A 19,907-nucleotide genomic window follows, 5' to 3' on the forward strand; every position below is an offset into this window, starting at 1 on the left:
ACGGGAGCTTTGCCGGCAACCGACTCGCCGAGCAGCCGGAAGCCGATCCTTGCAACCGATCGTCCGAGGAAGAGAGGCGTCGCCCGCCTTTCCGGCATCAGCGAAAAAGCGGGCGGGACTCACCGCAAACACTGAAGGATGGTAGGCCAACGGCGCGTTCATGACAACATCATGTAGCGCAGACTTGATATGCGAACACCATATATAGAAAACTCAGGCTTTTCCCTTGACGTGAAAAAGCGAGGATTCAGACGGTCTCAACCATATCGATTCAAGGGTTCTTGAGGCTTTTGTGGTCTGCTCGTCACACTGCAGATTTGGGCGCGCACCCTGACGACACGCGCCGACGTAAACGAGTTCCGGAGCCGACGCGAATGCCCCACCACGCCACCTACGCCGTTCCCAACGAGCTGCTGGATGTCGCGGTCATCGACGATTCCAAGACTATGCAGGGCATTATCCGCTCCATGCTGAATGCCATGAAAGTGCGCCGCGTCCGGCTGTTCGACAGCACAGAGGCCGCCTTGCACGCCATGCTGCACGAGCCGCCCAATCTCATCATATGCGAATGGAGAGCCGGCCTCGTCAGCGGACACCAGTTGCTTCGTATGGTACGCGCCCGCTTCATGGAGCCGCTCTGCTACGTCCCGGTGATCATCCTGACAGCGACGCCGACGCGCGCCATCATCGACAAGGCGATGGGGTCTGGCGCCAATCTCATCGTCGTCAAGCCGATCTCGCCGGCGGTGCTGCAGGAGCGGATCAGCTGGCTGCAGCGAGACCAACGCCAGTTGGTCCTCGGGCCGCGTGGTTCCTTCGAGATAGAAGGCGTGCGCGAAACCATGATGGCTCAGAAAGAGCGCGCCGCGGCCGTGCGCAAGGCGGCGACAACCAAGCCCGTCCGCAAGCCGGAGGGCACACCGGCGCCCGCCGCGCCCGAGCCCCAAGGCAATGGCGACATGGCCGCCGATCAGTGGCAGGCTTTCCTGCGCACCAAGGAGCAGCTCGAGCGCAAGGCGGGCCTCAGGCCCGACGACACGCCCTCCGGACAGAAGCCGGCGGTCAAACCCGCCTGGACGGCACTCCGTCGAGGGTGATCCATCAGGTCGCAAAAAGCTCGGACCAGCTCTGGACAAGACCCCGCCGCCTCGCCATAGTTCGCGCAACTACGTGGGTGGCGAGGCCGTCGGTCGCGCCGGTGCGATGGACTCGAAGATCATGACCTTCAAGGAACTGCTGACCGAAGTCTTTACCTGGTGGAACGGGCAGACCCTCGGCACCCGCTTCTACACCTGGCGGAAGGGCCAGCGCGTCGGCGAGGACGAGTTTGGCAACGTCTACTACCAGACCAAGGGCGGCGAGCGCCGCTGGGTGATCTACAAGGGCGAGGCCGACGCCTCGAAGATCACCGTCGACTGGCATGGCTGGATGCACCACCGCGTCGACGTGCCTCCGACCGCAGAGACCTATCGTCGGCGGGATTGGCAAAAGCCGCATAAGCCCAACATGACCGGAACGGCCGCGGCCTATCGCCCCAAGGGATCGCTCGCTTCCGCCGAAGGCCGCCCCGCCGTCACCGGCGATTACGATGCCTGGACGCCGGGAACCTGAGCCGGAAAGACAAAACGAGACAGTCTCCGCAAGACAACGGGACGGATCGATCCGTCCCGTTTTTCGTGGGGCGGCGGAAAAACCGGCATCGGTATTCAGTGGAGTTGGACTCCCCCGATCCAAGCGGATAAGGTCTTGATTCAAATAAGTTAGTGTTTCCGTCCGCGACGGCGGGCGGCAAACGGAGGAAATGTTCGGATGTCTCCACGCTCGATCATCATCGATACCGATCCCGGTCAGGACGACGCTGTCGCCTTCATGCTGGCGCTCGCCTTTCCGCAAGAGATCGACGTGCTGGGCATCACTACCGTGGCCGGCAACGTGGGCCTCACGAAAACCTCGACCAATGCGTTGAAACTGCTCGAGCTCATCGACCGCACCGACATACCGGTGTTTGCCGGCGCATCGGCACCGTTCGCCGTCAAGCTCGAGACGGCGGAATATGTCCACGGCGAAACCGGCCTCAACGGCTGGACCTTTCCCGACCCGGTGACGCCGCTCCGTCCGGAGTTCGGGCCGGACTTCATCGTCGACGCCGTCATGAGTCGGCCGGAGAAGTCGGTGACGCTGGTGCCGCTCGGCCCGCTCACCAACGTTGCCATGGCGATCGCCCGGGAGCCACGCGTCGCAACCCGACTCGACAAGATCGTGCTGATGGGCGGCGCCAACATCGAGGGCGGCAACTCGACACCGGCTGCCGAGTTCAACATCTGGGTCGATCCCCACGCGGCCCAGCGCGTGTTCCGTTCTGGCGCCGAGATCGTGGTGATGTCGCTCGACGTCACCCATCAGGCGCTGATCCGCAAATCCTGGCTCGCCGATCTCGGCGCGCTGAAGCGCAAGGCGGCCGAGGCCTTCGTGGGCCTGCTCTCATTCTACGAGCGCTTCGACGAGCAGAAATATGGCTCCGACGGCGGGCCGCTGCACGATCCGACCACCATCGCCTACCTGCTCAAGCCCGAGCTGTTCGAGGGCAAGTTCGTCAACGTCGAGATCGAAACCACGCCGGGCCTGTGCTTCGGCCAGACCGTGGTCGATCGCTGGTCGGTGACCGGGCGCGAAAAGAACGCCACCTGGATCACCAAAATCGACGCCGACGGCTTCTTCGAGTTGATTCTGGAAGCATTCCGGCGGCTGCCCTGATAAGGGATGCCCAGAGCTCGCCGCATTTGGCGTGTTGGGTGCCGCAAGGCCCCGCACGACCGCGGCAAGTCCCAAGCCCACGCCAGCAGACGCCATCCATGACGATCAAGTTCCTTCTCCCGCTTGCCGCCCTCGGGCTGACGACCGCCCTCGCCGGCCCGGCCGCCGCCGAGAAGATCGCCAACAAGGTGGCTGTCTTTACCGGGCTCGACAAGATCACCGGTCGGACGATCGACTTCGACGTCTACGTCGACGAAACCGTACGATTCGGTACGCTGCGCGTGACGCCAAAGGTCTGCTACAGCCGTCCCGCCACGGAAGCGGCCGAAACCGACGGTTTCGTGGAAGTGGACGAGATCACCCTCGACAACGAGATCAAGCGGATCTTCTCGGGTTGGATGTTCGCCGCGAGCCCCGGCCTCAACGCGGTCGAGCACCCGGTCTACGATGTCTGGCTGATCGGCTGTCGCATGGACAGCGACATTCCGCCGCCGGTGGCCAACAGTACCGAGGTGCGCGTCGCTGTTTCGAACCAAACAGCGGGCGGCGCCGGCAGCGTCGATGACGGAGCGCCGGTCGTTCTGAACTTTGTGGGCGGCATTCCACTTCCGCCGGACAAGCCCAGCATGCCAAGCATGATGATGGAAGATACCCCTGCGGAGCCGCCCGCCGAAGAGGGAACGAACGGCCAGATTCTCGACTGAGACGTGCTTGGCGAAGCACCTTTCACCGAGTCAAAACGGCGGGCCGCGTCTTTTGCAAAGTGATCTGCAAGACGCCGGTTCGCGCTGTCACGCCTCGCTCTGCTCTGGCGTCGGCAGCCAGCGGAGCGCCTCCTCGCCGGAAATCGATGGTCCCAAAGCGTGAAAGTCGCCTTGCGTGGCGAGAGCCGCCGACAGGCGTTGGCCGTAGATGCGCTTGGGAACCTCGATGGCGCCGAAGCGAGCGAGATGCTCGGTGACGAACTGGGTATCGAGCAGCTTGTAGCCACCGGCCCTCAGTCGCGCGACCAGATGCACCAAGGCAACCTTCGAAGCATCGGTCACCCTCGAGAACATGCTCTCGCCGAAAAAGGCGCCGCCGATCGACACGCCATAGAGCCCGCCGACCAACTGCCCGTCCTGCCAGCTTTCGATGGTATGGCAGTGGCCGCGCGCGAACAGCTCGCCATAGAGCTTGCGGATGGTGGCGTTGATCCAGGTCTTTTCGCGCCCTGGGGCTGGCGCGGCGCACCCATCGAGCACGCCAAAGAAATCCGTGTCGATCCTCATATCGAAAACGCCACGTCTCATAGTGCGGGCGAGACGATGCGAGACACGAAAGCCATCGAGCGGAATGACGCCACGCCACTCCGGCTCGATCCAGAACAGGTTGGGATCGTCGGCGCTCTCGGCCATCGGGAACATGCCCACGGCATAGGCCTTGAGCAGGATATCCGCCGTGAGCGTCGGCACGCTCGATGTACGATCCGCCATTTCCGCGCGTTCCTCCACGATCACAACCAGCTGCACCCGGCGCGTTTATAAACCCTTTGGTCAGTTGTATAACCTAGTCTTCGATCGACCGCATCGGGCGACAAGCATGCCGCCGATTGCGCCGAGAGACGGAGCGGGGGCGAGATGAGCGGCTTGTCAGGATACGAGATCGCGGTACTCTCCGACGCTGCGGCCATCCCCAACCTGCTCGCCTCTTCCGGTCTCGAGAGAACGCCATTTCAGTCTCCGGCGTGGTTCGACGTCTGGTTCTCAATATTTCAGCCGGCAGGCATGGACTGTCATCTCGGCGTCATCCGCAAATCGGAAGGCGGCCAGCCGTTGTTCCTTCTGCCCCTCGTCCGCGAGAGGCGGTGCGGCATCACCGTTCTGACCTTGCCCGATCGCGGCATCAGCGACTATCACGCCGCGCTCGTAAGCCCGGAGTTCACGCCAGACGGCGATACCATGGACCGCCTGTGGGGCGCTCTCGTGGCCATGCTGCCGCCGGCCGATATTCTGTCCATCGAGCGCGTACTGCCCGAAAGCGCAGCGCGCATGCGGCTCTCCCACCTCATGCACCCGTCGCGCTTCTCTGCCCATGCCCTGCCGATCGACGCTGATTTCCCCACGATCAGGGAGCACCGGTTCGATCCGTCCACCGGCCGTCGACTTGCCAAGAACCGCCGAAAACTGGAAAACAAGGGACGGCTGGAGTTCGATTTCGTCAGCGGACCCGAAGCGCTCCCCGAGCTCGACCATTTGCTCGAATGGCGCCGGCAACGTTTTCAGGAGATGAACGACGACAGCGAGACCGTCGTCCAGCTGGCCTTTTACCGACGCCTTGTCGAGCAAGGGACGCTGGCACGGATCGGCCGGTTACGCCTTGATGGCGAACTGGTTGGGGGCTGCCTCGGCCTTGTCGAGGGAAATCGGATTCTGCTTCTGGCGGTTGCCTACAACAAGGCGTTCGCCAACTGGGCGCCCGGCCTGCTGACATTGGAGAGCTGCCTCATCGCCGCCGAGGAAATGGGTCTTGCCATCTTCGATTTGACGATCGGCGATGAGACCTACAAGCAGTTCTTTGGAGCCGATACCGTCGGCCTTCTTGAGCTTTGTCAGCCATTGTCTCTCCGCGGGCGCCTCGCGCTTGCCATTGTCGCGCTCAAGCCAAAGCTCAAAACTGCTCTCGCAAAGGCGGGGCTCCTTGAGCTCGTCCAGCGCCTCAGGGGGAAAAGGCCGGCGAAAAGGTGAAGGCGACACGAAAGAATTCAACATATAAACAAAGACTTGGGTAAAACTGCGGTCCATCCGACCATTGTTTTGCTCTAGGCTCCGCTGGCGGGCAGCGAGTCGTGCCCGCAAGCGAAAGCGGAACGCGAGCCAATGACGTCGAAGCGGCCGAAGATTGCCCTCTACTATGCAAGCCACGACGGGCAAACGCGCAAGATCGCGGATCGCCTGGCAGCGCACCTTGGCGCGCGCGACATCGACGCTTCCACGACCGATCTATCGACAAGCCCGATTCCGACGATCGACACGGAAGCCGATCTCGTGCTGCTTGCCTCCGCCATTCGTTACGGCTTCCACCTGCCAGCCGCGCGGCGCTTCCTCGGCCGACTGCGGACCGAGGTACCCGACGGCCGGATCGCGGTGGTCTCGGTCAATCTCACGGCCCGCAAGCCAGGACGGCAGACGGCCGAAGGCAACGTCTACCTGCGCAACTGGCTGAAGAGGACCGGCCTCAGACCAGCCTTCGCGGCGGCGGTTGCGGGCAAGCTCGATTATCCCGCCTATCGCTGGTTCGACCGGACGATGATGCGGGCGATCATGACCATCTCCGGCGGCCCCACCGATCCCTCGACCGTCATCGAATACACCGATTGGGCTGCTGTCGAGTCGCTGGCGGCGGAACTGGCCGCGCTCGTCAGCGCGACGCCGTAAAGACTTTCCTTACCATAACTTGCGATCCTGAGCTCGGAACGGAGCTTTTTCGCGCGCTTGCACCCTTGGGTTTTGGGTTGGCCGGCGCGTGAATGCTTCGTCAGGGTAAGCGTTGAGTGAGTTTTGGCATGGCGACGTTGACAGCCTATTCAAGCGGTTACGAGCCGATTTCCTTCAAGTTGTCGTTCCGTTTCAGAGGCCTGCCGGTCGTCGCCGGCTTTGCCGCGGTGACCGCCGCTGCGACCGTCTGGATCGGTCTCAGCCTGACCGCAGTCGGCACCGTCAGCGAAAGCCTCTCCGCCGCCCGTCAGTCGATCTACGACTCCGACCTCTCCGTCCGGCCATTGCAGGCAACGCTGGCGCCGACGAAGAAGCCCACCAAGTTCGACAAGCTTCCGGCCATCGTAGAGCCCGCTTCGACCAGCCTTTCCGCCGATGCCATCCTGCTGTCTCGACAGAACAAGGCCACCGCCGCCGTCGCCCTGCGCTTGGCCGAAGCGGCGGCCGGGCTGAGGCAGAGACAGTTCGAAGCACGCTTCCTCTCCGCCGCCTCCCCCGCCACTCGCACCGCGCTTGCTGTCCGGCATGACGGACTTGCCGCGCCAGACGCCGGCCCGCGCATGCCGATGATGCTTGCCGAAGCGCCCCTGCCCGTGCCGCGCCCGCCCGCGCCCGCAAAGCCGGTGGAGGCTGTATCGGAAGCGGCGAAGGTCGCAGCCTCGACACCGGCGATTGCCGCCGCGCCGGAAAAGAAGGAAAAGCCGGCCGTCGCTCTCGTCGATCCGAAGCCAAGGACAGAGGTGGCCGTTGCCCCGCCGCTTCGGCGACCGGGCGTCGCGGTTTACGACATCACCGCGGGTATCGTTCATATGCCCAACGGCGAGAAGCTCGAGGCTCACTCCGGTCTTGGCGCCTACATGGATGATGTGCGCTACGTCCACGTCAAGATGCGCGGTCCGACACCGCCGGGAACCTACAGGCTGACCATGCGCGAGAGCCTGTTCCACGGCGTGGAGGCGATCCGCCTCACCCCCGTCGATGGAAAGAAACCGTTCGGGCGCGACGGGCTCTTGGCCCACACCTACATGCTGCGCAAGCCCGGCGAGTCCAACGGCTGCGTATCTTTCCGCGACTACGCCCGCTTCCTTGCCGCCTTCAAGCGTGGCGAAGTCAAGCAGATGGTCGTCGTCCCCAGGATGGCCACCAAGGACGAACCCAAGGTCGCCTCGCTATTCTCCTGGTTCGGGGGCTGAGCGGAACGCGCTCGCGTTCCGTCACGGAACGAATGCGCGGATCGCACCCGGAAGAACGCGAAAGACAGCCGGCGTCCGGGTGACGATTTCGCCGTCGGCGTTGACCGGCATCGGCCGACGGGTGAGGATCTCAAAGCGAGTGCCGCTCATCGTCCGTACGTCCTCCGCCAGCCCGTGCCGCCCCTTGCGAAAGGCGAGCGCCATGAAGGGCAGCTTCCAGATATCCTTGAACTCAAGGGAGTAGAGATCGAGACGGCCGTCGTCGATCTCGGCCGTCTCCTCGACGATCATGCCACCCCCGTAATGGCGGCCGTTGCCGACGGCGATCTGAAGCGAGCGGACGGCGACCTCGTCGCCATCGTCGCGGCGGATGACGGCGCCGAAGCGGCGGGCCTCGATCAGCACCTCGGTCGCGGTCAGGGCGTAGGCGAACCGACCCCAGCGACGCTTCGTCTCCCGGGTCAGTCGGTCGGCAAGGCTGGCGCTCATGCCGAGGCTCGCCACGTTGAAGAAGGGCTTGCCGTTGACCTCGCCGACATCGATCGCCCGAATGCGTCCCCCGGCGATCACCCTCGCCGCGCCGACCATGTCGAGCGGCAGGCCGAGAGTGCGGGCGAGATCGTTGGCGGTGCCGCCCGGCAGGATGCCCAATGGCAAGCCGCTTTCGATCAACGCCGGCGCCGCTGCGTTGAGGCTGCCGTCCCCCCCGGCGATGACCACGAAATCGGCCTTGTCGCGGTATCGCCCGATGGTGGCGGAAAACGACTCGCCTTCGTGCCAGGCCGGCCGCAACACGTCGATGCCTGCCTTGCGCAGCTCGGCGGCGGCGGCATCAACGCCGGCACCGGCGGAGCGACTGTGAGGATTGGCGAGGATGAGGGCGCGTTCCATTTGGTCTCAGATCAAGAGGCTGCCGATATAGGCTGCGATATGAGCGCCGGCAAAGATCAGCACGCCCGTCCAGATAAAGGTCGCCAACGCCAGGACAAGGCCCACCAAGAGAGCAAGACCGTCACGGGCCACCAGAGACAGGCCGATCACAAGCAAGCTGACAACCGGACCGACGTTGCCGAAGGGAATGGGCAACGCCAGCACAATGGCGAGCAACAACACGGGAATGCCCACCAGTGCGTGGCTCGACCGGCCCGTCAAAGAGCGCCATCGCCCCTGGCGGACCACGGTCTCGAACCGGGCCACCCAGGGCAAAGCGCGCGTGATGACCGATGTCACGCCACCCGCCGCGAGATGACGCTTGGCGAGAAAGCGAGGCAGGGCGAGACGTTGCCAGCCAAGCAGCATCTGAAAGGCGATCAGCACGAGGCAACTGCCGGTCACCATGCCGAACGGCCCGGGGATGGGGATCATTGCAGGCAAGGCCAGCGCGATCAGAGCGAGGCCGAACCCACTTTGTCCCAGGTGATGCAACAGCTCCCCGAACGACACACGATCGCGACTGGACATGTCGACAGCAATACGATGAAGCACCGATGAGGCGTAACCGCGGGCTTGCCTGCCAGCCGTCATTGATCGGATCTCCTTCCCGGATACGAACTTGGCTCCGACCGTGGCAGGCGCCGCCCATGCCATATTGGGATGCCCATAGGTATATTCAATTACAGCAGAGTACCAAGGATGGCCTCTCTCGAGAACTACGGCGAGGCGGGGACGCCAATGTCGAACGCCGAAAATGCCATCGGGTTCCAAATGAGACTTTTGGAGTGCACTCCGGGAAATCTTGCGAAATCGGCAGGGCCAAAACGCTTCTAGTTATTTCCCCGATCTTTCTTGACCGTCCGGTAAAGATAATAGCGGGGGTTCCTGGGCTGAGACCCACTTTCCGCCGCAGCAAGCAGGCGGACAAGCAAGAACCAAATATCTGGGGGCTGGATTGAACCTCTCAAGAAAGAAAAGCGTCGCCGAACTGATGGCGCAGGCGGGCGGCAAGGCCCTGCCTCGCACGCTCGGCGCCTTCGACCTGTTCATGATGGGCATCGGCGTCATCATCGGCACCGGCATCTTCGTGATGACCGGCGTCGCCGCCGCCACCTACGCGGGACCGGGCATCATCCTGTCGTTTGCCTTCTCGGCAGTGGCCTGCGCCTTCATCTGCCTGGCCTACTCGGAGCTCGCCGCCGCGCTTCCCGCCGCCGGCAGTTCCTATGCCTACAGCTACGCAGCAGCCGGTGAGTTCGTTGCCTGGCTGGTTGGCTGGAACCTCATCCTCGAATATACCGTCGGCGCCTCGGCCGTTGCGGCCGGCTGGTCGGCTTACTTCACCGGCATCCTCAAGTCGGGCGGCATCGAGCTGCCGCACGCGCTGACCGCCGTTCCGCATGACGGAGGCATCATCAACCTGCCCGCCGTGCTGATCATCGCCTTCCTGACGTTCCTGTTGGTGATAGGGGTCAAGGAAAGCATTCGCCTTTCGCGCATCCTCGTCTTCATCAAGCTCGGCGCCATCTTCCTGTTCCTCCTGCTGGCGACACCGGCAGTCACCCCGCAAAACTGGACGCCGTTCCTGCCGTTCGGCATGCAGGGCATCACGGCCGGCGCGGCGATCATCTTCCTCGCCTACATCGGCTTCGACTCGCTTGCGACCGCCGCCGAGGAGACGAGGAACCCGCAGCGCAACATGCCGATCGGCATCATCGCTTCACTGGTCGCCTGCACCGTGCTCTACATGGCCGTGTCGGCGGTTCTGACCGGCGTCGCGCCCTACACCGAGCTCAACAACGCCGAGCCGGTGACCTACGTTCTGCGCAAGATCGGCTACAACTTCGGCTCCGCCATCGTCGGTGTCGGCGCCATCGCCGGCCTGACCACGGTCTGCTTGGTGCTGATCTACGCCCAGACGCGCGCCTTCTTCGCCATGTCGCGCGACGGGCTGATCCCCGAGGGCATCTGCAAGGTCCATCCGAAGTTCGGGACGCCGCACATCGCGACGATCCTGGTCGGCACTGTCATCGCGCTGATCTCAGGCTTCACGCCGATCGGCCTCGTCGCCGAGATGTGCAACATCGGCACCCTGTTCGCCTTCATCGTCACTTCGGCCTGCGTGCTGATCCTGCGCAAGACCCACCCCGACCTGAAGCGGCCATTCCGCTGCCCGGCCGCCTGGGTGGTCGCGCCGCTCGCCATCATCTGTAGCCTGATCATCATGTTCAGCCTGCCGGGAATGACCTGGGTGCGCTTCGTCCTGTGGAGCCTTATCGGCGGCGTGGTCTACCTTCTCTACGGTGCTCGCCATAGCAAGCTGACGGCGGACACGGTCGCCGTGCCGGCCGAGTAAGGCGAACTGGCGTCATCGCCGATGACCGCTCTCGCGATTGTCATCGGCGGGGATGCCGCTTTCCCTTGATGCGACTGCGAGGCGACGGCACATAGGAGGACCAACCGCACGGAGACCTCCATGCCGCCGCTTTCGATCCTCGAACTCGCCCGCGTCACCGAAGACACCGATGCGAAGGGCGCGCTCGACAACGCCCGCGACCTTGCCCGCCATGCCGAGAACCTCGGCTACCGGCGCATCTGGGTTGCCGAGCATCACAACATGCGCGGCATCGCCAGTGCCGCCACGTCGGTCGTGATCGCCCACATTGCCGGTGGCACATCGACCATCCGCGTCGGCGCGGGCGGCATCATGCTGCCCAATCACGCCCCGTATATCATCGCCGAGCAGTTCGGTACGCTGGCTCGCCTCTACGGCGACCGCATCGACCTCGGACTGGGACGGGCTCCCGGCACCGATCAAATGACGCTACGGGCCATCCGTCGACCGCCCGAAGCGTCGGACAACTTCCCCGAGGATGTCATCGAGCTTCAGGCCTATTTCGAGCCGGCGGCCGAGGGCCAGAGGCTGGAGGCGGTGCCCGCCGCCGGAACGCGCGTGCCGCTCTGGATCCTGGGGTCGAGCCATTTCGGCGCCATGCTGGCGGCCGAGCTCGGCCTGCCCTATGCCTTCGCCTCACATTTCGCGCCCGACCTGCTGCTGCCGGCGCTCGATATCTACCGCAGCCGTTTCAAGCCGTCGGCAGCGCTCGAACGCCCCTATGCCATGGTCGGCGTCAACATCATCGCCGCCGACAGCGACGAGGAAGCGCGGCGCCTGTTCACGACGCAGCAGATGTCGTTCGCCGGCATCCGGCGCGGCGCGCGCAGTCTGGCGAAGCCGCCGATCGACGATATCGACAGCTTCTGGACGCCGGAGGAGAAAGCCGTCGTCGACCGCATGCTGGCGCGTTCGATCGTCGGGTCGCCGCAAACGGTGCGGCGTGGCCTCGACGATCTCGTCGGCGAGACCGGGGCCGACGAGATCATGCTGGTGTCCGACGTCTACGACCACGCCAAGCGGCTGAAGTCCATCGCACTCATTGCCGAGGCAGCCGGCTCGGCGGCCGACGTCAAGGCAGCGGTTCTCTGACGCTCCGCCTCAGTTGAACCCCGCAACGGCGTGCGGCACATAAGGACCTTCGAGGGCAGCGATCTCCTCGGCCGTCAGCCGAACATCGAGCGCGGCCACGGCGTCATCAAGCTGACCGGGCTTCGACGCGCCGACGATGGGGGCCGACACCTCGGCCTTCTGAAGCACCCAGGCCAGCGCCACCTGCGCGCGCGGCAGACCACGCGCCGCGGCTATGGAGGCGACGGCCTCGACGACCTGACGGTCGGACTCCTCGGTACCGTTGTAGAGCGTCTTGCCGAAAGCATCGAGTTCCTGACGGCGGGAGACGCTGTCCCAGTCGCGCGTCAGGCGACCGCGCGCCAGAGGGCTCCAGGGAATGACGCCGATCCCCTCGTCGCGGCAGAGCGGCAGCATCTCCCGTTCCTCCTCTCGGTAGAGCAGGTTCAGATGGTTCTGCATGGTGACGAAGCGCGTCCAGCCGTTTCTCTCGGCGACGTGCAGCGCCTTGGCGAACTGCCAGGCGAACATCGACGATGCGCCGATGTAGCGAGCCTTGCCGGCCTTCACCACGTCGTGGAGCGCTTCCATGGTCTCCTCGATCGGCGTGCCATAGTCCCAGCGATGGATCTGGTAGAGGTCGACGTAGTCGGTGCCGAGCCGCTTCAGGCTGGCGTCGATGCCCGCAAAGATGGCCTTGCGGGAAAGACCCGAGGCGTTCGGCACTTTCTTCGCTTCATTGAAGGCCAGCGGGAAGTAGATCTTGGTCGCCAGCACGATCTCGTCGCGTCGAGCGAAATCCTTGAGCGCCCGTCCCAGGATCTCCTCCGACGTGCCGTCGGAGTAGCTGTTGGCCGTGTCGAAGAAGTTGATGCCGGCCTCGATGGCCTGCCTGATGAGAGGCCGGCTCTGGTCTTCGGGCATCGTCCAGGGATGCGCGCCGCGCTCGGGAACGCCGTAGGTCATGCAGCCGAGACAGATGCGCGATATGTCGAGGCCGGTACGGCCGAGCTTGGTGTAGTCCATCGGAATCCCCTCGATCCATGTCGTTTGCGGCGACCCTAGCAGGTTCGGCGTCGATGGAAACAGCGCGTGCGGGCAAGCCAGCCGTGCGCCCGAAGCTCATCGGCGGCATAGACCGAAGTCATCGGCAAAGGCGATTTGTCGACGGGCTCGCACCGCGATACAACCGGCATGTCAGATCGTTCGAGGGCGTCATGCAAAGCTTCACCTACTGGAACACCACCCGAATTCATTTCGGCAAGGGGCAGATTGCCCGCATCTCCGAGGAAGTGCCGGCGGATGCCCGCGTGCTCGTCACCTACGGCGGCGGTTCGGTGCTGAAGAACGGCGTGATGGATCAGGTGCGCACCGCCCTCGCCGGCCGAACGGTATTCGAGTTCGGCGGCATCGAGGCCAACCCGCATTTCGAGACGCTGGTCAAGGTGGCGGACCTCGCCCGTGAAGAGAAGAGCGACTTCCTTCTCGCCGTCGGCGGCGGGTCGGTGGCCGACGGCACCAAATTCGTCGCAGCTGCCGCGCTGTTCGAGGGTGACCCGTGGGACATTCTCGTGGAGCGCGGCACGAACGTCCGGGCCGCCCTGCCGGTCGGCTGCGTCATGACGCTTCCGGCCACCGGCTCGGAGATGAACCGCAATGCGGTGATCACCCGCGCCAGCACGCAGGACAAGCTGCCGATGAACTCGGTGCATGTGATGCCGCGCTTTTCGGTGCTCGATCCGGAGACCACCTTCTCGCTGCCGCCACGGCAGACGGCCAATGGCGTCGTCGACAGCTTCATGCACGTGCTGGAGCAGTATCTGACCTATCCGGTCGGCGCCAAGGTACAGGACCGATTTGCCGAGGGACTGCTGCTGACCATCATGGAGGACGGTCCGTTGGCGCTCAGCGAGCCGACCAACTATGCCGTCCGCGCCAACCTGATGTGGGCGGCGACCATGGCGCTCAACGACCTCCTGTCGCGCGGCGTGCCGGGCGACTGGGCGACGCACCGCATCGGCCACGAGTTGACCGGCCTCTACGGGCTCGACCACGCCGCGACGCTGGCTGTGGTGTTGCCATCGCTGCTCAAGGTGAAGCGCGCGCAGAAGCGGGAAAAGCTGCTTCAATATGCCGAAAGGGTGTTCGGCATAACGACGGGCAGCGAGGACGAGCGCATCGATGCCGCCATCGAGCGGACGCGCAGCTTCTTCGAGGCGATGGGCGTCAAGACGCGGCTCGCGGATTATGGGCTCGACGCTCGCGTCATTCCCGAAGTGGCGGACAAGCTGCGCCAGCACTGGCAGGTGCCACTCGGCGAACACCGCGACGTCACGCCCGAGGTTGCCTCCGAGATTCTTGAACTGGCACTTTAGGAAAGAAATACTTCTCAATATGAATCAGCAGTCTAGCCGGAATCCTTCACAAAGTGGTGGATCTCGACTTCGATGACAGAAAGGGCGGCTGCGGCCGCCCTTTTTAGCTCACTGCAACGGCCCGATCACCTCGACATGGCCGGCGTCGGTGCGGGCCTGACGTTCCGGACGGTACATGTCCTCGAGCGTCGCGGCCGGCAGGTTGAAGCTGCCGGGGGCAATGGCGCGGGCCATGTAGGCGAACTGGAACTCCGTGGTGTCCTTCAGGTCGAAGGCCACGGTGAAGCGGTCGGTCTGGTACTCGGTGTGCGCCGCGTTGTCGAGCGGCGCCAGCCAGTCGAGCGCCGCCACGTCGCCGGCGCGAACCAGCGACGGATTGTCGATGGCAAAGCCGGCCGGCAGCGGATCATTCAGCACGAGGCGCGCCCAGCCGGACTGCGTCGACGTAACGGCGAGCACCACCACCATGCGGTCGCCCAGCTTGACCGCAGACGGATCGATCTCGTTGCCGTCGAGATCGTAGTAGCTGCGCGTCAGCGCATAGCCGTTGCCGCCCGCCGGTTCCGGCGTCTCGGGAATCCCGGTGACCGTCACTTTGGCGTCGACCGCCGACTTGCCGACGTTCTTGATGGCGAGTTCCTTTGCCACATCGTCGACCGAGTATTTCGCCGTGAAGACGCCATCGTGGCGGCTACCGCCAATGTCGAGTTCCGGTTTCATGCCGTCCTTCAGCATGGCGTGGGCGGCCAGTAGCATCCATGCCTTTTCCTGCGTCGAGGTATAGGTGCTCTCCTTGTAGAGCTTGCCCACCTCACGGCTGAGCCCCTGATAGTCGAAGGCGGACAGCTTCGATTCCGAGGCAAGCGCCAGCACGGCGGCACCATCGCGGAGATCCGAGCCGTAGTCGGCGCGCCAGATGCGTGCACCGTCCCTGCCTTCGTCAAGCAGGTCGAGGGATGAGCGGAACGCACCCGAGGCCTTCTGGCTGTCGCCATAGAGCGCAAGCGCCGCGCCAAGCTGCGCCCGCGCGAGCGGCGTCCCGAAGGAGTCCAGCTTGGTCTCGGCGTAGAAGCGCAAGTCCCCGATCGATGCGCGGCCGTTGCGGGCCAGCACATAGAGGGCGTAGGCGACGTCCTCGCCACCATCGGAGAAGTCGGAGGCGTAAGCGATGCGGTTCTTGAGGTTGGTGACCGCCATGTCGTAGGCGACCGGCGGCACCGTGTAGCCCTTCTCCTTGGCGCGGGTCAGGAAGTCGGTGACATAGGCGTTGAGCCACAGGTCTTCCGAGCCGGCCCCCCAGAGACCGAACGAGCCGTCCGAACCCTGGTTGACCAGGAGCGCGTCGATGGCCTTCTGCACCCGCTCGCGCACCGGCGCCTCGCCGGCAAGACCGGCCGCCAGGATGACGTCGTCGAGATAGACCAGCGGCAATGCGCGGCTGGTGATCTGCTCGGAGCAGCCATAGGGGTACTTGTCGAGCGCGTGGACAAGGCCCGGCAGGTCGATGCCGGCCACCGTACCGACCGTCAGCGTCGCAACGCCGTTCGCCGGCTTGAGACCCGAGAACAGATCGGCCGTCAACTTCAGCTCGCCACTTCCCGGCTTCAGGGACATGTTGCTGACCCTGGTGACGGCGGGTTCGTTATCGCGCACACCGAGTGTCAGTGTCTTGGTAAAGACGGTACCGTCAGGCGCGGTCAAGGCTGCGGTGATCGTCTCATCGCCGACCGCGTTGCCGGTGATCGGAATCAGCACGCGAGCCTTGCCCTTTTCGGGCAGGGAGACCGTGGCCTTGGCAAGCTTCTCGTCGACACCGACAAGATCGCCGGCCGCCGTCACGTCGAGCGAGAAGTCGCCCGTCGGCCCTTCGACATGGGTGAAATCGAGCGCCAGGCGCGAGCGATCGCCCGGTGCGAGGAAGTTCGGCAACGAGGCCTGTATCACCACCGGGTCGCGCACCAAGACGTCACGCGAGGCATGGCCGACGCCGGTCTTCGACCAGGCGATCGCCATGACCTTCACCGTGCCGTTGAAGTCCGGCATCTTGAAGGACGCATGAGCGAACCCGTCGGCGCCGACCTTGGTCACGCCCTGGAAGAAGGCGACCAGCCGTTCCGTGGGAGGCGGCCCCATCAGCTTGGAAATACCACCGCCGTCGCCGCCGGTGCGGACCTCGCCCAGCGCGCCCAGCGTGGTGTCGATCAGCTGGCCATAGAGGTCGCGGAACTCGATGCCTAGGCGGCGCTGAGCGAAATACCAGTCCTCCGGCGCCGGTGCCTTGAACTCCGTGAGGTTGAGAATGCCGACATCGACGGCCGCGATGGTGACGTAGGCGTCCTCGTCGGCCTTTGCGCCGTCGACCTTCACGGCGACGTCGAGGTCGGTCTGCGGCCGCATGTCCATCGGCGCATCGATGGCGACGCCCAGCAGGCGCTCGCCGGGATCGACGCCGGCCCAGGCAAGGCCGAGCGCACGCGACGGCATCCGCTTTTCGGCGATGTCCAGCGGGCGGAGCAGAGACGCCGTCACGTAGGCACCCGGTCCCCAGTCGGCGGTAACAGGCAGTTCGATGGTCGAGCCGCCGGCCGGCACCTCAACCGTCTTCATGGCGATCAGCCGATCGTCCACCACCGACACCACCGCCACACCGGCAAAGCGCGGCTCGATGTGCGCCTTCAGCGTGTCGCCGATCGAGTAGCGCGGCTTGTCAAGGGTGATCTTCAGAAGATCGGGCGTTTCCTCCGATGTCGTCGGCACATACCAGCCGGCCTCGAAACCCGTCGACACCGGAATGAGCGCGCCATCGGCACTGGAGACCGTGAGCTGGTACTCGCCCCACTCGACGCGCGCCTCGATGCGGGCGGGCTGGCCGGGCTCGACGTCGAGCTTGCCGTCGGCGACACGGGTCGAAGTCTTGATGGCGTGGTAGTCCCAGGAACCGTCGCTTTGGTACCACTGATAGTTCGTCTGGACGCGGGACAGCGTCCAGCTCAGATCCTTGGCGCCGATCTTGGCGTAGTCGGCGTCGAGCACCGCGACATCGAAGGCGGCATTGCCGCCCTCCTCCACCGATCCGTCGAACAGCGGCTTCACGCCGATCCGTTCGTGTCCGGTGGAGACCGGCAGCGTCAGGCGCCGTTCGACTGGCCGACCGTTGGTGTCGAGCACGCGCACGTGCACGGCGGCCTGCAACGGTCGGGTGGTATCGGCGACCTCCGGCGTTGCCAGCGAGATGGCGGCGTCGCCGTTCTCGTCGGTTCCATCCGACTGGACATCCTGAACGGCCGAGGTGAAGTCGTCGTCCGTGAGGCCGAAGCGGTAGCCCGGCGCCGAGGGAATGTTGGCTGCCGGCGTCACGTAAACCTCGCCCTCGATGGCAAGGTTGGCCGCCGGAGCGCCATAAAGCCAGTCGGCATGCAGCGTGGCGTCGACGCTTTCACCGACGTGCAACAGCGTGGCGTCGGTCTTGATCGCGAAGTCGATGCGCTCGGGCTGGAAATCCTCGACCTTGAAGGTCACCTCCTGCAGGGCTGCCGCCTTCGGGTCGGTATAGGCCGCAGCGCGCCAGGTGCCGCGCTGCGCTCCGCCGGGCAGATCGAAGATAAGGTCGCGACCACCGGCGCCCTCATCGGCGACGAGCCGGCGAATGAACTCGTTGCCGTCGGGACGGCGCACCACCAGCGTCAGCGGTACATCGGACAGGGCCGCCGCTGCCGGATCGCGGGCGAGCACAGTGAGGTTCACGGCCTCGCCGGGCCGATAAACTCCCCGCTCGGTGGACATGAAGACGTCGACCGGCTTCGGCGGATCGCGCCCTTCGACGCCGCGATCAGTGAGATCGAAGGCGGCTTTCTGCAGGTTGAGGAAGGCGAAGTCGCCGTCCTTCGTCGCCAGCAGAAGCTGTGGCGCCGCACCACCGGTGCCCTTCACGAGCCCGGCGTCGAAACGAGCGTATCCCTGGTCGTCGGTGGTCGCCGATCCCAGCACGTCGTTGTCGTTGGCGATCAGCTTGAGATCGACGCCGGCAACGGCCTTGGCGTCGCTCAGCGCGCGGATCACCACATGCATGCCGTCGTTGCCGGTCATGGTGGCAAGGCCGAGATCGGACACCACGAACCATTGCGTGGCGTCGGCCGACCACTCTTCCTTCTTGTTGATGTCGCGGACCACCAGCGCATAGACGCCGGGCTCCAATGTCTTGACCAGTTCGCTCACGGGTACGGCGGTTGTCACTTCGCGATTGGTGTCGCGCTTGACGGCGATCTGGCCGGACCAGACCTCGCGCCCCTCGCGGTCGGCGACGGCGTCGGCGCTCCACTTGTCGAGCTGGCTCAGGAATCGATCCTGGCCGATGGCGTTGACCAGATTGCGATCGCCGATCTTCAGAACGCGGGCATCGAGCGTGTCGACATTGACGGAGACGACGGGAATGGTGGCGTTCGGCGTCTTGGGCAGCACGTAGGCCTTGCCCATGAAGCGAACCGACGCATCGCGATCGCGCACGTAAATGTCGAGATCGACGGTCTTGTTCAGCGCCTCCTCGCCGTCCTTGGCGGGCAGCCCCTTGCGGACAGTGACGTGATAGCGGTTGCCGTACTCGACCCCGGCAGCGCAGATCTGGTTGTCCTCGGCCTCGATCGCAAGCCGCTCGCCGCCTTCCACGGCGAAGTAGCCGGTGATCGACGGATCGTTGCGGGCGATCGGATCGGAGAAGGCGACGCAGATGCGCGGCGTCGACGACTGGGTATCCACCGAGTGGTCGGCAACGCGGAAACCGTGCTGGGCAATCCAGTCGTCGTAGGCCGAGCGCCAGTCAGGATCGTCCTGGAGCGCGAGGCGACGCCGCAGCGTCTTGATGCCCAGATCCCAGTTGTCGCGCGTCACGAAGGAGTTGGCGAGCGAGTTGAGAGCGGCAACCTGTTCGTCGGCGTCCGATGCGCGCAGATAGGCGTTGATGGCTGCGGCTGTCGACTCCCGAACGAAGGTGCTGTGGCGGTCGTTATCATTGGGTACGAGGATCGCCTGGTCGGAATAGCGCCACCAGAGGTCGTTGCGGTCAGGTTCGAGGCGGATGGCCTTGCGCAGGTTCTCGGCGGCCCGAAGGTTGTCGCCGGCATCGATCGCCTTGTCGCTGGCGGCGAGCAACCTGTCGAGCTTTCCCTCGGCCGGCTCGTCGGCAATGGCGCCCTCCAGCTTGCGGGCTTCGTCAATGTAGCGCTGGCCGATGAACCCGAGCTCCTCAAGGCGGGTTTCAGCAAGGGCCGGGTCGGTCGCCTCGGAGGAAACGATCCGGCCAGCCACGGCTCCGGCGAAACTGCGCAGATCGCCGACAGTGCCCTTCTTGAAGCACCACTGGGCCTTGGTGTTGTAGGTGAAGGCAACGCAGTGCTCGTCGGCCACGCAAGCTGCCTCGCAGTCGCCGAGTTCGACACCCTTCAGCGTCTCGATGTCCTCGCCGAAATAGTCGGCGCCCTCGGTGATCACCGCCCGTCGCTCGGCCGCTTCGCCCGGCACGGCGAGGCTCAGCCCCACGGACGAAAGACACACGAGCGCGAAAAGTCGCGCGAAGCGTCGAACGGACACCATGGATATCCCCCTCGGAAACCGGCAGTCGGCCGGACAATGACATCAATCAAAGGCGACTTGATGAAAACACCTACCTCAGCAATAGCCGGAGGCAGGCCCGGCGGCAACTCGGCCAAAGGCGATG

The 19,907-nt window shown here is 64.7% G+C and carries 15 protein-coding genes; 10 read left to right on the top strand and 5 right to left on the bottom strand.

The window, feature by feature from the left end:
* Positions 1–374 precede the first annotated feature (374 nt).
* The 4 genes from M4J40_RS11670 to M4J40_RS11685 all read left to right on the top strand — a co-directional run bounded on the left by M4J40_RS11670 (position 375) and on the right by M4J40_RS11685 (position 3,458).
* Positions 375–1,097 (top strand): PleD family two-component system response regulator, encoded by a 723-nt coding sequence (locus tag M4J40_RS11670; RefSeq protein WP_251754335.1) that lies wholly within the window; start codon positions 375–377, stop codon positions 1,095–1,097.
* 121 nt (positions 1,098–1,218) lie between these two features.
* On the top strand, positions 1,219–1,611 hold the full coding sequence (locus tag M4J40_RS11675; protein WP_251754336.1) for an NADH:ubiquinone oxidoreductase subunit NDUFA12: 393 nt from the start codon (positions 1,219–1,221) through the stop codon (positions 1,609–1,611).
* A gap of 198 nt (positions 1,612–1,809) precedes the next feature.
* Positions 1,810–2,754, top strand: coding sequence for a nucleoside hydrolase (locus M4J40_RS11680; protein ID WP_251754337.1), 945 nt, complete (start codon positions 1,810–1,812; stop codon positions 2,752–2,754).
* Positions 2,755–2,852: 98 nt separating this feature from the next.
* Entirely contained in the window at positions 2,853–3,458 is a 606-nt protein-coding gene (locus M4J40_RS11685; protein ID WP_251754338.1) for a DUF2155 domain-containing protein, read from the top strand.
* Between the two features lie 87 nt (positions 3,459–3,545).
* Here the strand turns inward: M4J40_RS11685 and aat are convergent, their stop codons facing one another.
* Positions 3,546–4,229 carry a leucyl/phenylalanyl-tRNA--protein transferase gene (gene aat / locus M4J40_RS11690; RefSeq protein WP_251754339.1) on the bottom strand — a complete coding sequence of 228 codons (684 nt, stop codon included), beginning with the start codon at positions 4,227–4,229 and terminating at the stop codon, positions 3,546–3,548.
* Between the two features lie 144 nt (positions 4,230–4,373).
* Here aat and M4J40_RS11695 point away from each other — a divergent pair, with 144 nt between their 5' ends.
* From M4J40_RS11695 to M4J40_RS11705, 3 genes are all read left to right on the top strand, one after another.
* Entirely contained in the window at positions 4,374–5,480 is a 1,107-nt protein-coding gene (locus M4J40_RS11695; RefSeq protein WP_251754340.1) for a GNAT family N-acetyltransferase, read from the top strand.
* Between the two features lie 132 nt (positions 5,481–5,612).
* Positions 5,613–6,170, top strand: coding sequence for a menaquinone-dependent protoporphyrinogen IX dehydrogenase (gene hemG, locus M4J40_RS11700; protein WP_251754341.1), 558 nt, complete (start codon positions 5,613–5,615; stop codon positions 6,168–6,170).
* Between the two features lie 128 nt (positions 6,171–6,298).
* Complete coding sequence (locus M4J40_RS11705) at positions 6,299–7,423, top strand: DUF2778 domain-containing protein (RefSeq protein ID WP_251754342.1); 1,125 nt, start codon at positions 6,299–6,301, stop codon at positions 7,421–7,423.
* 21 nt (positions 7,424–7,444) lie between these two features.
* On the opposite strand, the gene M4J40_RS11710 is transcribed toward M4J40_RS11705, so the two are convergent.
* Together M4J40_RS11710 and M4J40_RS11715 are read right to left on the bottom strand one after the other, a co-directional pair.
* A complete protein-coding gene (locus tag M4J40_RS11710) occupies positions 7,445–8,314 on the bottom strand; it encodes a lipid kinase (RefSeq protein ID WP_251754343.1) in 870 nt (289 codons plus the stop codon).
* 6 nt (positions 8,315–8,320) lie between these two features.
* Positions 8,321–8,947 (bottom strand): exopolysaccharide biosynthesis protein, encoded by a 627-nt coding sequence (locus M4J40_RS11715; protein ID WP_251754344.1) that lies wholly within the window; start codon positions 8,945–8,947, stop codon positions 8,321–8,323.
* A gap of 364 nt (positions 8,948–9,311) precedes the next feature.
* On the opposite strand from M4J40_RS11715, the gene M4J40_RS11720 reads away from it, so the two are divergent.
* Both M4J40_RS11720 and M4J40_RS11725 read left to right on the top strand, forming a co-directional pair.
* Positions 9,312–10,712 (top strand): amino acid permease, encoded by a 1,401-nt coding sequence (locus M4J40_RS11720; protein WP_251754345.1) that lies wholly within the window; start codon positions 9,312–9,314, stop codon positions 10,710–10,712.
* A 120-nt stretch (positions 10,713–10,832) separates the two neighbouring features.
* Positions 10,833–11,843 carry an LLM class flavin-dependent oxidoreductase gene (locus M4J40_RS11725; protein WP_251754346.1) on the top strand — a complete coding sequence of 337 codons (1,011 nt, stop codon included), beginning with the start codon at positions 10,833–10,835 and terminating at the stop codon, positions 11,841–11,843.
* A 9-nt stretch (positions 11,844–11,852) separates the two neighbouring features.
* On the opposite strand, the gene M4J40_RS11730 is transcribed toward M4J40_RS11725, so the two are convergent.
* The gene (locus tag M4J40_RS11730; RefSeq protein ID WP_251754347.1) at positions 11,853–12,848 is read right to left on the bottom strand and encodes an aldo/keto reductase; all 996 of its coding nucleotides are present in this window, start codon (positions 12,846–12,848) and stop codon (positions 11,853–11,855) included.
* A gap of 191 nt (positions 12,849–13,039) precedes the next feature.
* Here M4J40_RS11730 and M4J40_RS11735 point away from each other — a divergent pair, with 191 nt between their 5' ends.
* A complete protein-coding gene (locus tag M4J40_RS11735) occupies positions 13,040–14,197 on the top strand; it encodes an iron-containing alcohol dehydrogenase (protein ID WP_251754348.1) in 1,158 nt (385 codons plus the stop codon).
* Positions 14,198–14,305: 108 nt separating this feature from the next.
* On the opposite strand, the gene M4J40_RS11740 is transcribed toward M4J40_RS11735, so the two are convergent.
* Entirely contained in the window at positions 14,306–19,783 is a 5,478-nt protein-coding gene (locus M4J40_RS11740) for an alpha-2-macroglobulin family protein (protein ID WP_251754349.1), read from the bottom strand.
* Positions 19,784–19,907: the final 124 nt, after the last annotated feature.

Source organism: Pleomorphomonas sp. JP5, assembly GCF_023721815.1.
Lineage (GTDB): Bacteria > Pseudomonadota > Alphaproteobacteria > Rhizobiales > Pleomorphomonadaceae > Pleomorphomonas.

What these genes read in the sequence shown, in the direction of transcription:
- M4J40_RS11680 (WP_251754337.1), top strand. Translation starts at nt 1,810, where the DNA reads ATGTCTCCACGCTCGATCATCATCGATACCGATCCCGGTCAGGACGAC.
- M4J40_RS11740 (WP_251754349.1), bottom strand. Translation starts at nt 19,783, where the DNA reads ATGGTGTCCGTTCGACGCTTCGCGCGACTTTTCGCGCTCGTGTGTCTT.
- M4J40_RS11670 (WP_251754335.1), top strand. Translation starts at nt 375, where the DNA reads ATGCCCCACCACGCCACCTACGCCGTTCCCAACGAGCTGCTGGATGTC.
- M4J40_RS11710 (WP_251754343.1), bottom strand. Translation starts at nt 8,314, where the DNA reads ATGGAACGCGCCCTCATCCTCGCCAATCCTCACAGTCGCTCCGCCGGT.
- M4J40_RS11715 (WP_251754344.1), bottom strand. Translation starts at nt 8,947, where the DNA reads ATGACGGCTGGCAGGCAAGCCCGCGGTTACGCCTCATCGGTGCTTCAT.
- aat (WP_251754339.1), bottom strand. Translation starts at nt 4,229, where the DNA reads ATGGCGGATCGTACATCGAGCGTGCCGACGCTCACGGCGGATATCCTG.
- hemG (WP_251754341.1), top strand. Translation starts at nt 5,613, where the DNA reads ATGACGTCGAAGCGGCCGAAGATTGCCCTCTACTATGCAAGCCACGAC.
- M4J40_RS11730 (WP_251754347.1), bottom strand. Translation starts at nt 12,848, where the DNA reads ATGGACTACACCAAGCTCGGCCGTACCGGCCTCGACATATCGCGCATC.
- M4J40_RS11725 (WP_251754346.1), top strand. Translation starts at nt 10,833, where the DNA reads ATGCCGCCGCTTTCGATCCTCGAACTCGCCCGCGTCACCGAAGACACC.
- M4J40_RS11695 (WP_251754340.1), top strand. Translation starts at nt 4,374, where the DNA reads ATGAGCGGCTTGTCAGGATACGAGATCGCGGTACTCTCCGACGCTGCG.
- M4J40_RS11735 (WP_251754348.1), top strand. Translation starts at nt 13,040, where the DNA reads ATGCAAAGCTTCACCTACTGGAACACCACCCGAATTCATTTCGGCAAG.
- M4J40_RS11685 (WP_251754338.1), top strand. Translation starts at nt 2,853, where the DNA reads ATGACGATCAAGTTCCTTCTCCCGCTTGCCGCCCTCGGGCTGACGACC.
- M4J40_RS11705 (WP_251754342.1), top strand. Translation starts at nt 6,299, where the DNA reads ATGGCGACGTTGACAGCCTATTCAAGCGGTTACGAGCCGATTTCCTTC.
- M4J40_RS11675 (WP_251754336.1), top strand. Translation starts at nt 1,219, where the DNA reads ATGACCTTCAAGGAACTGCTGACCGAAGTCTTTACCTGGTGGAACGGG.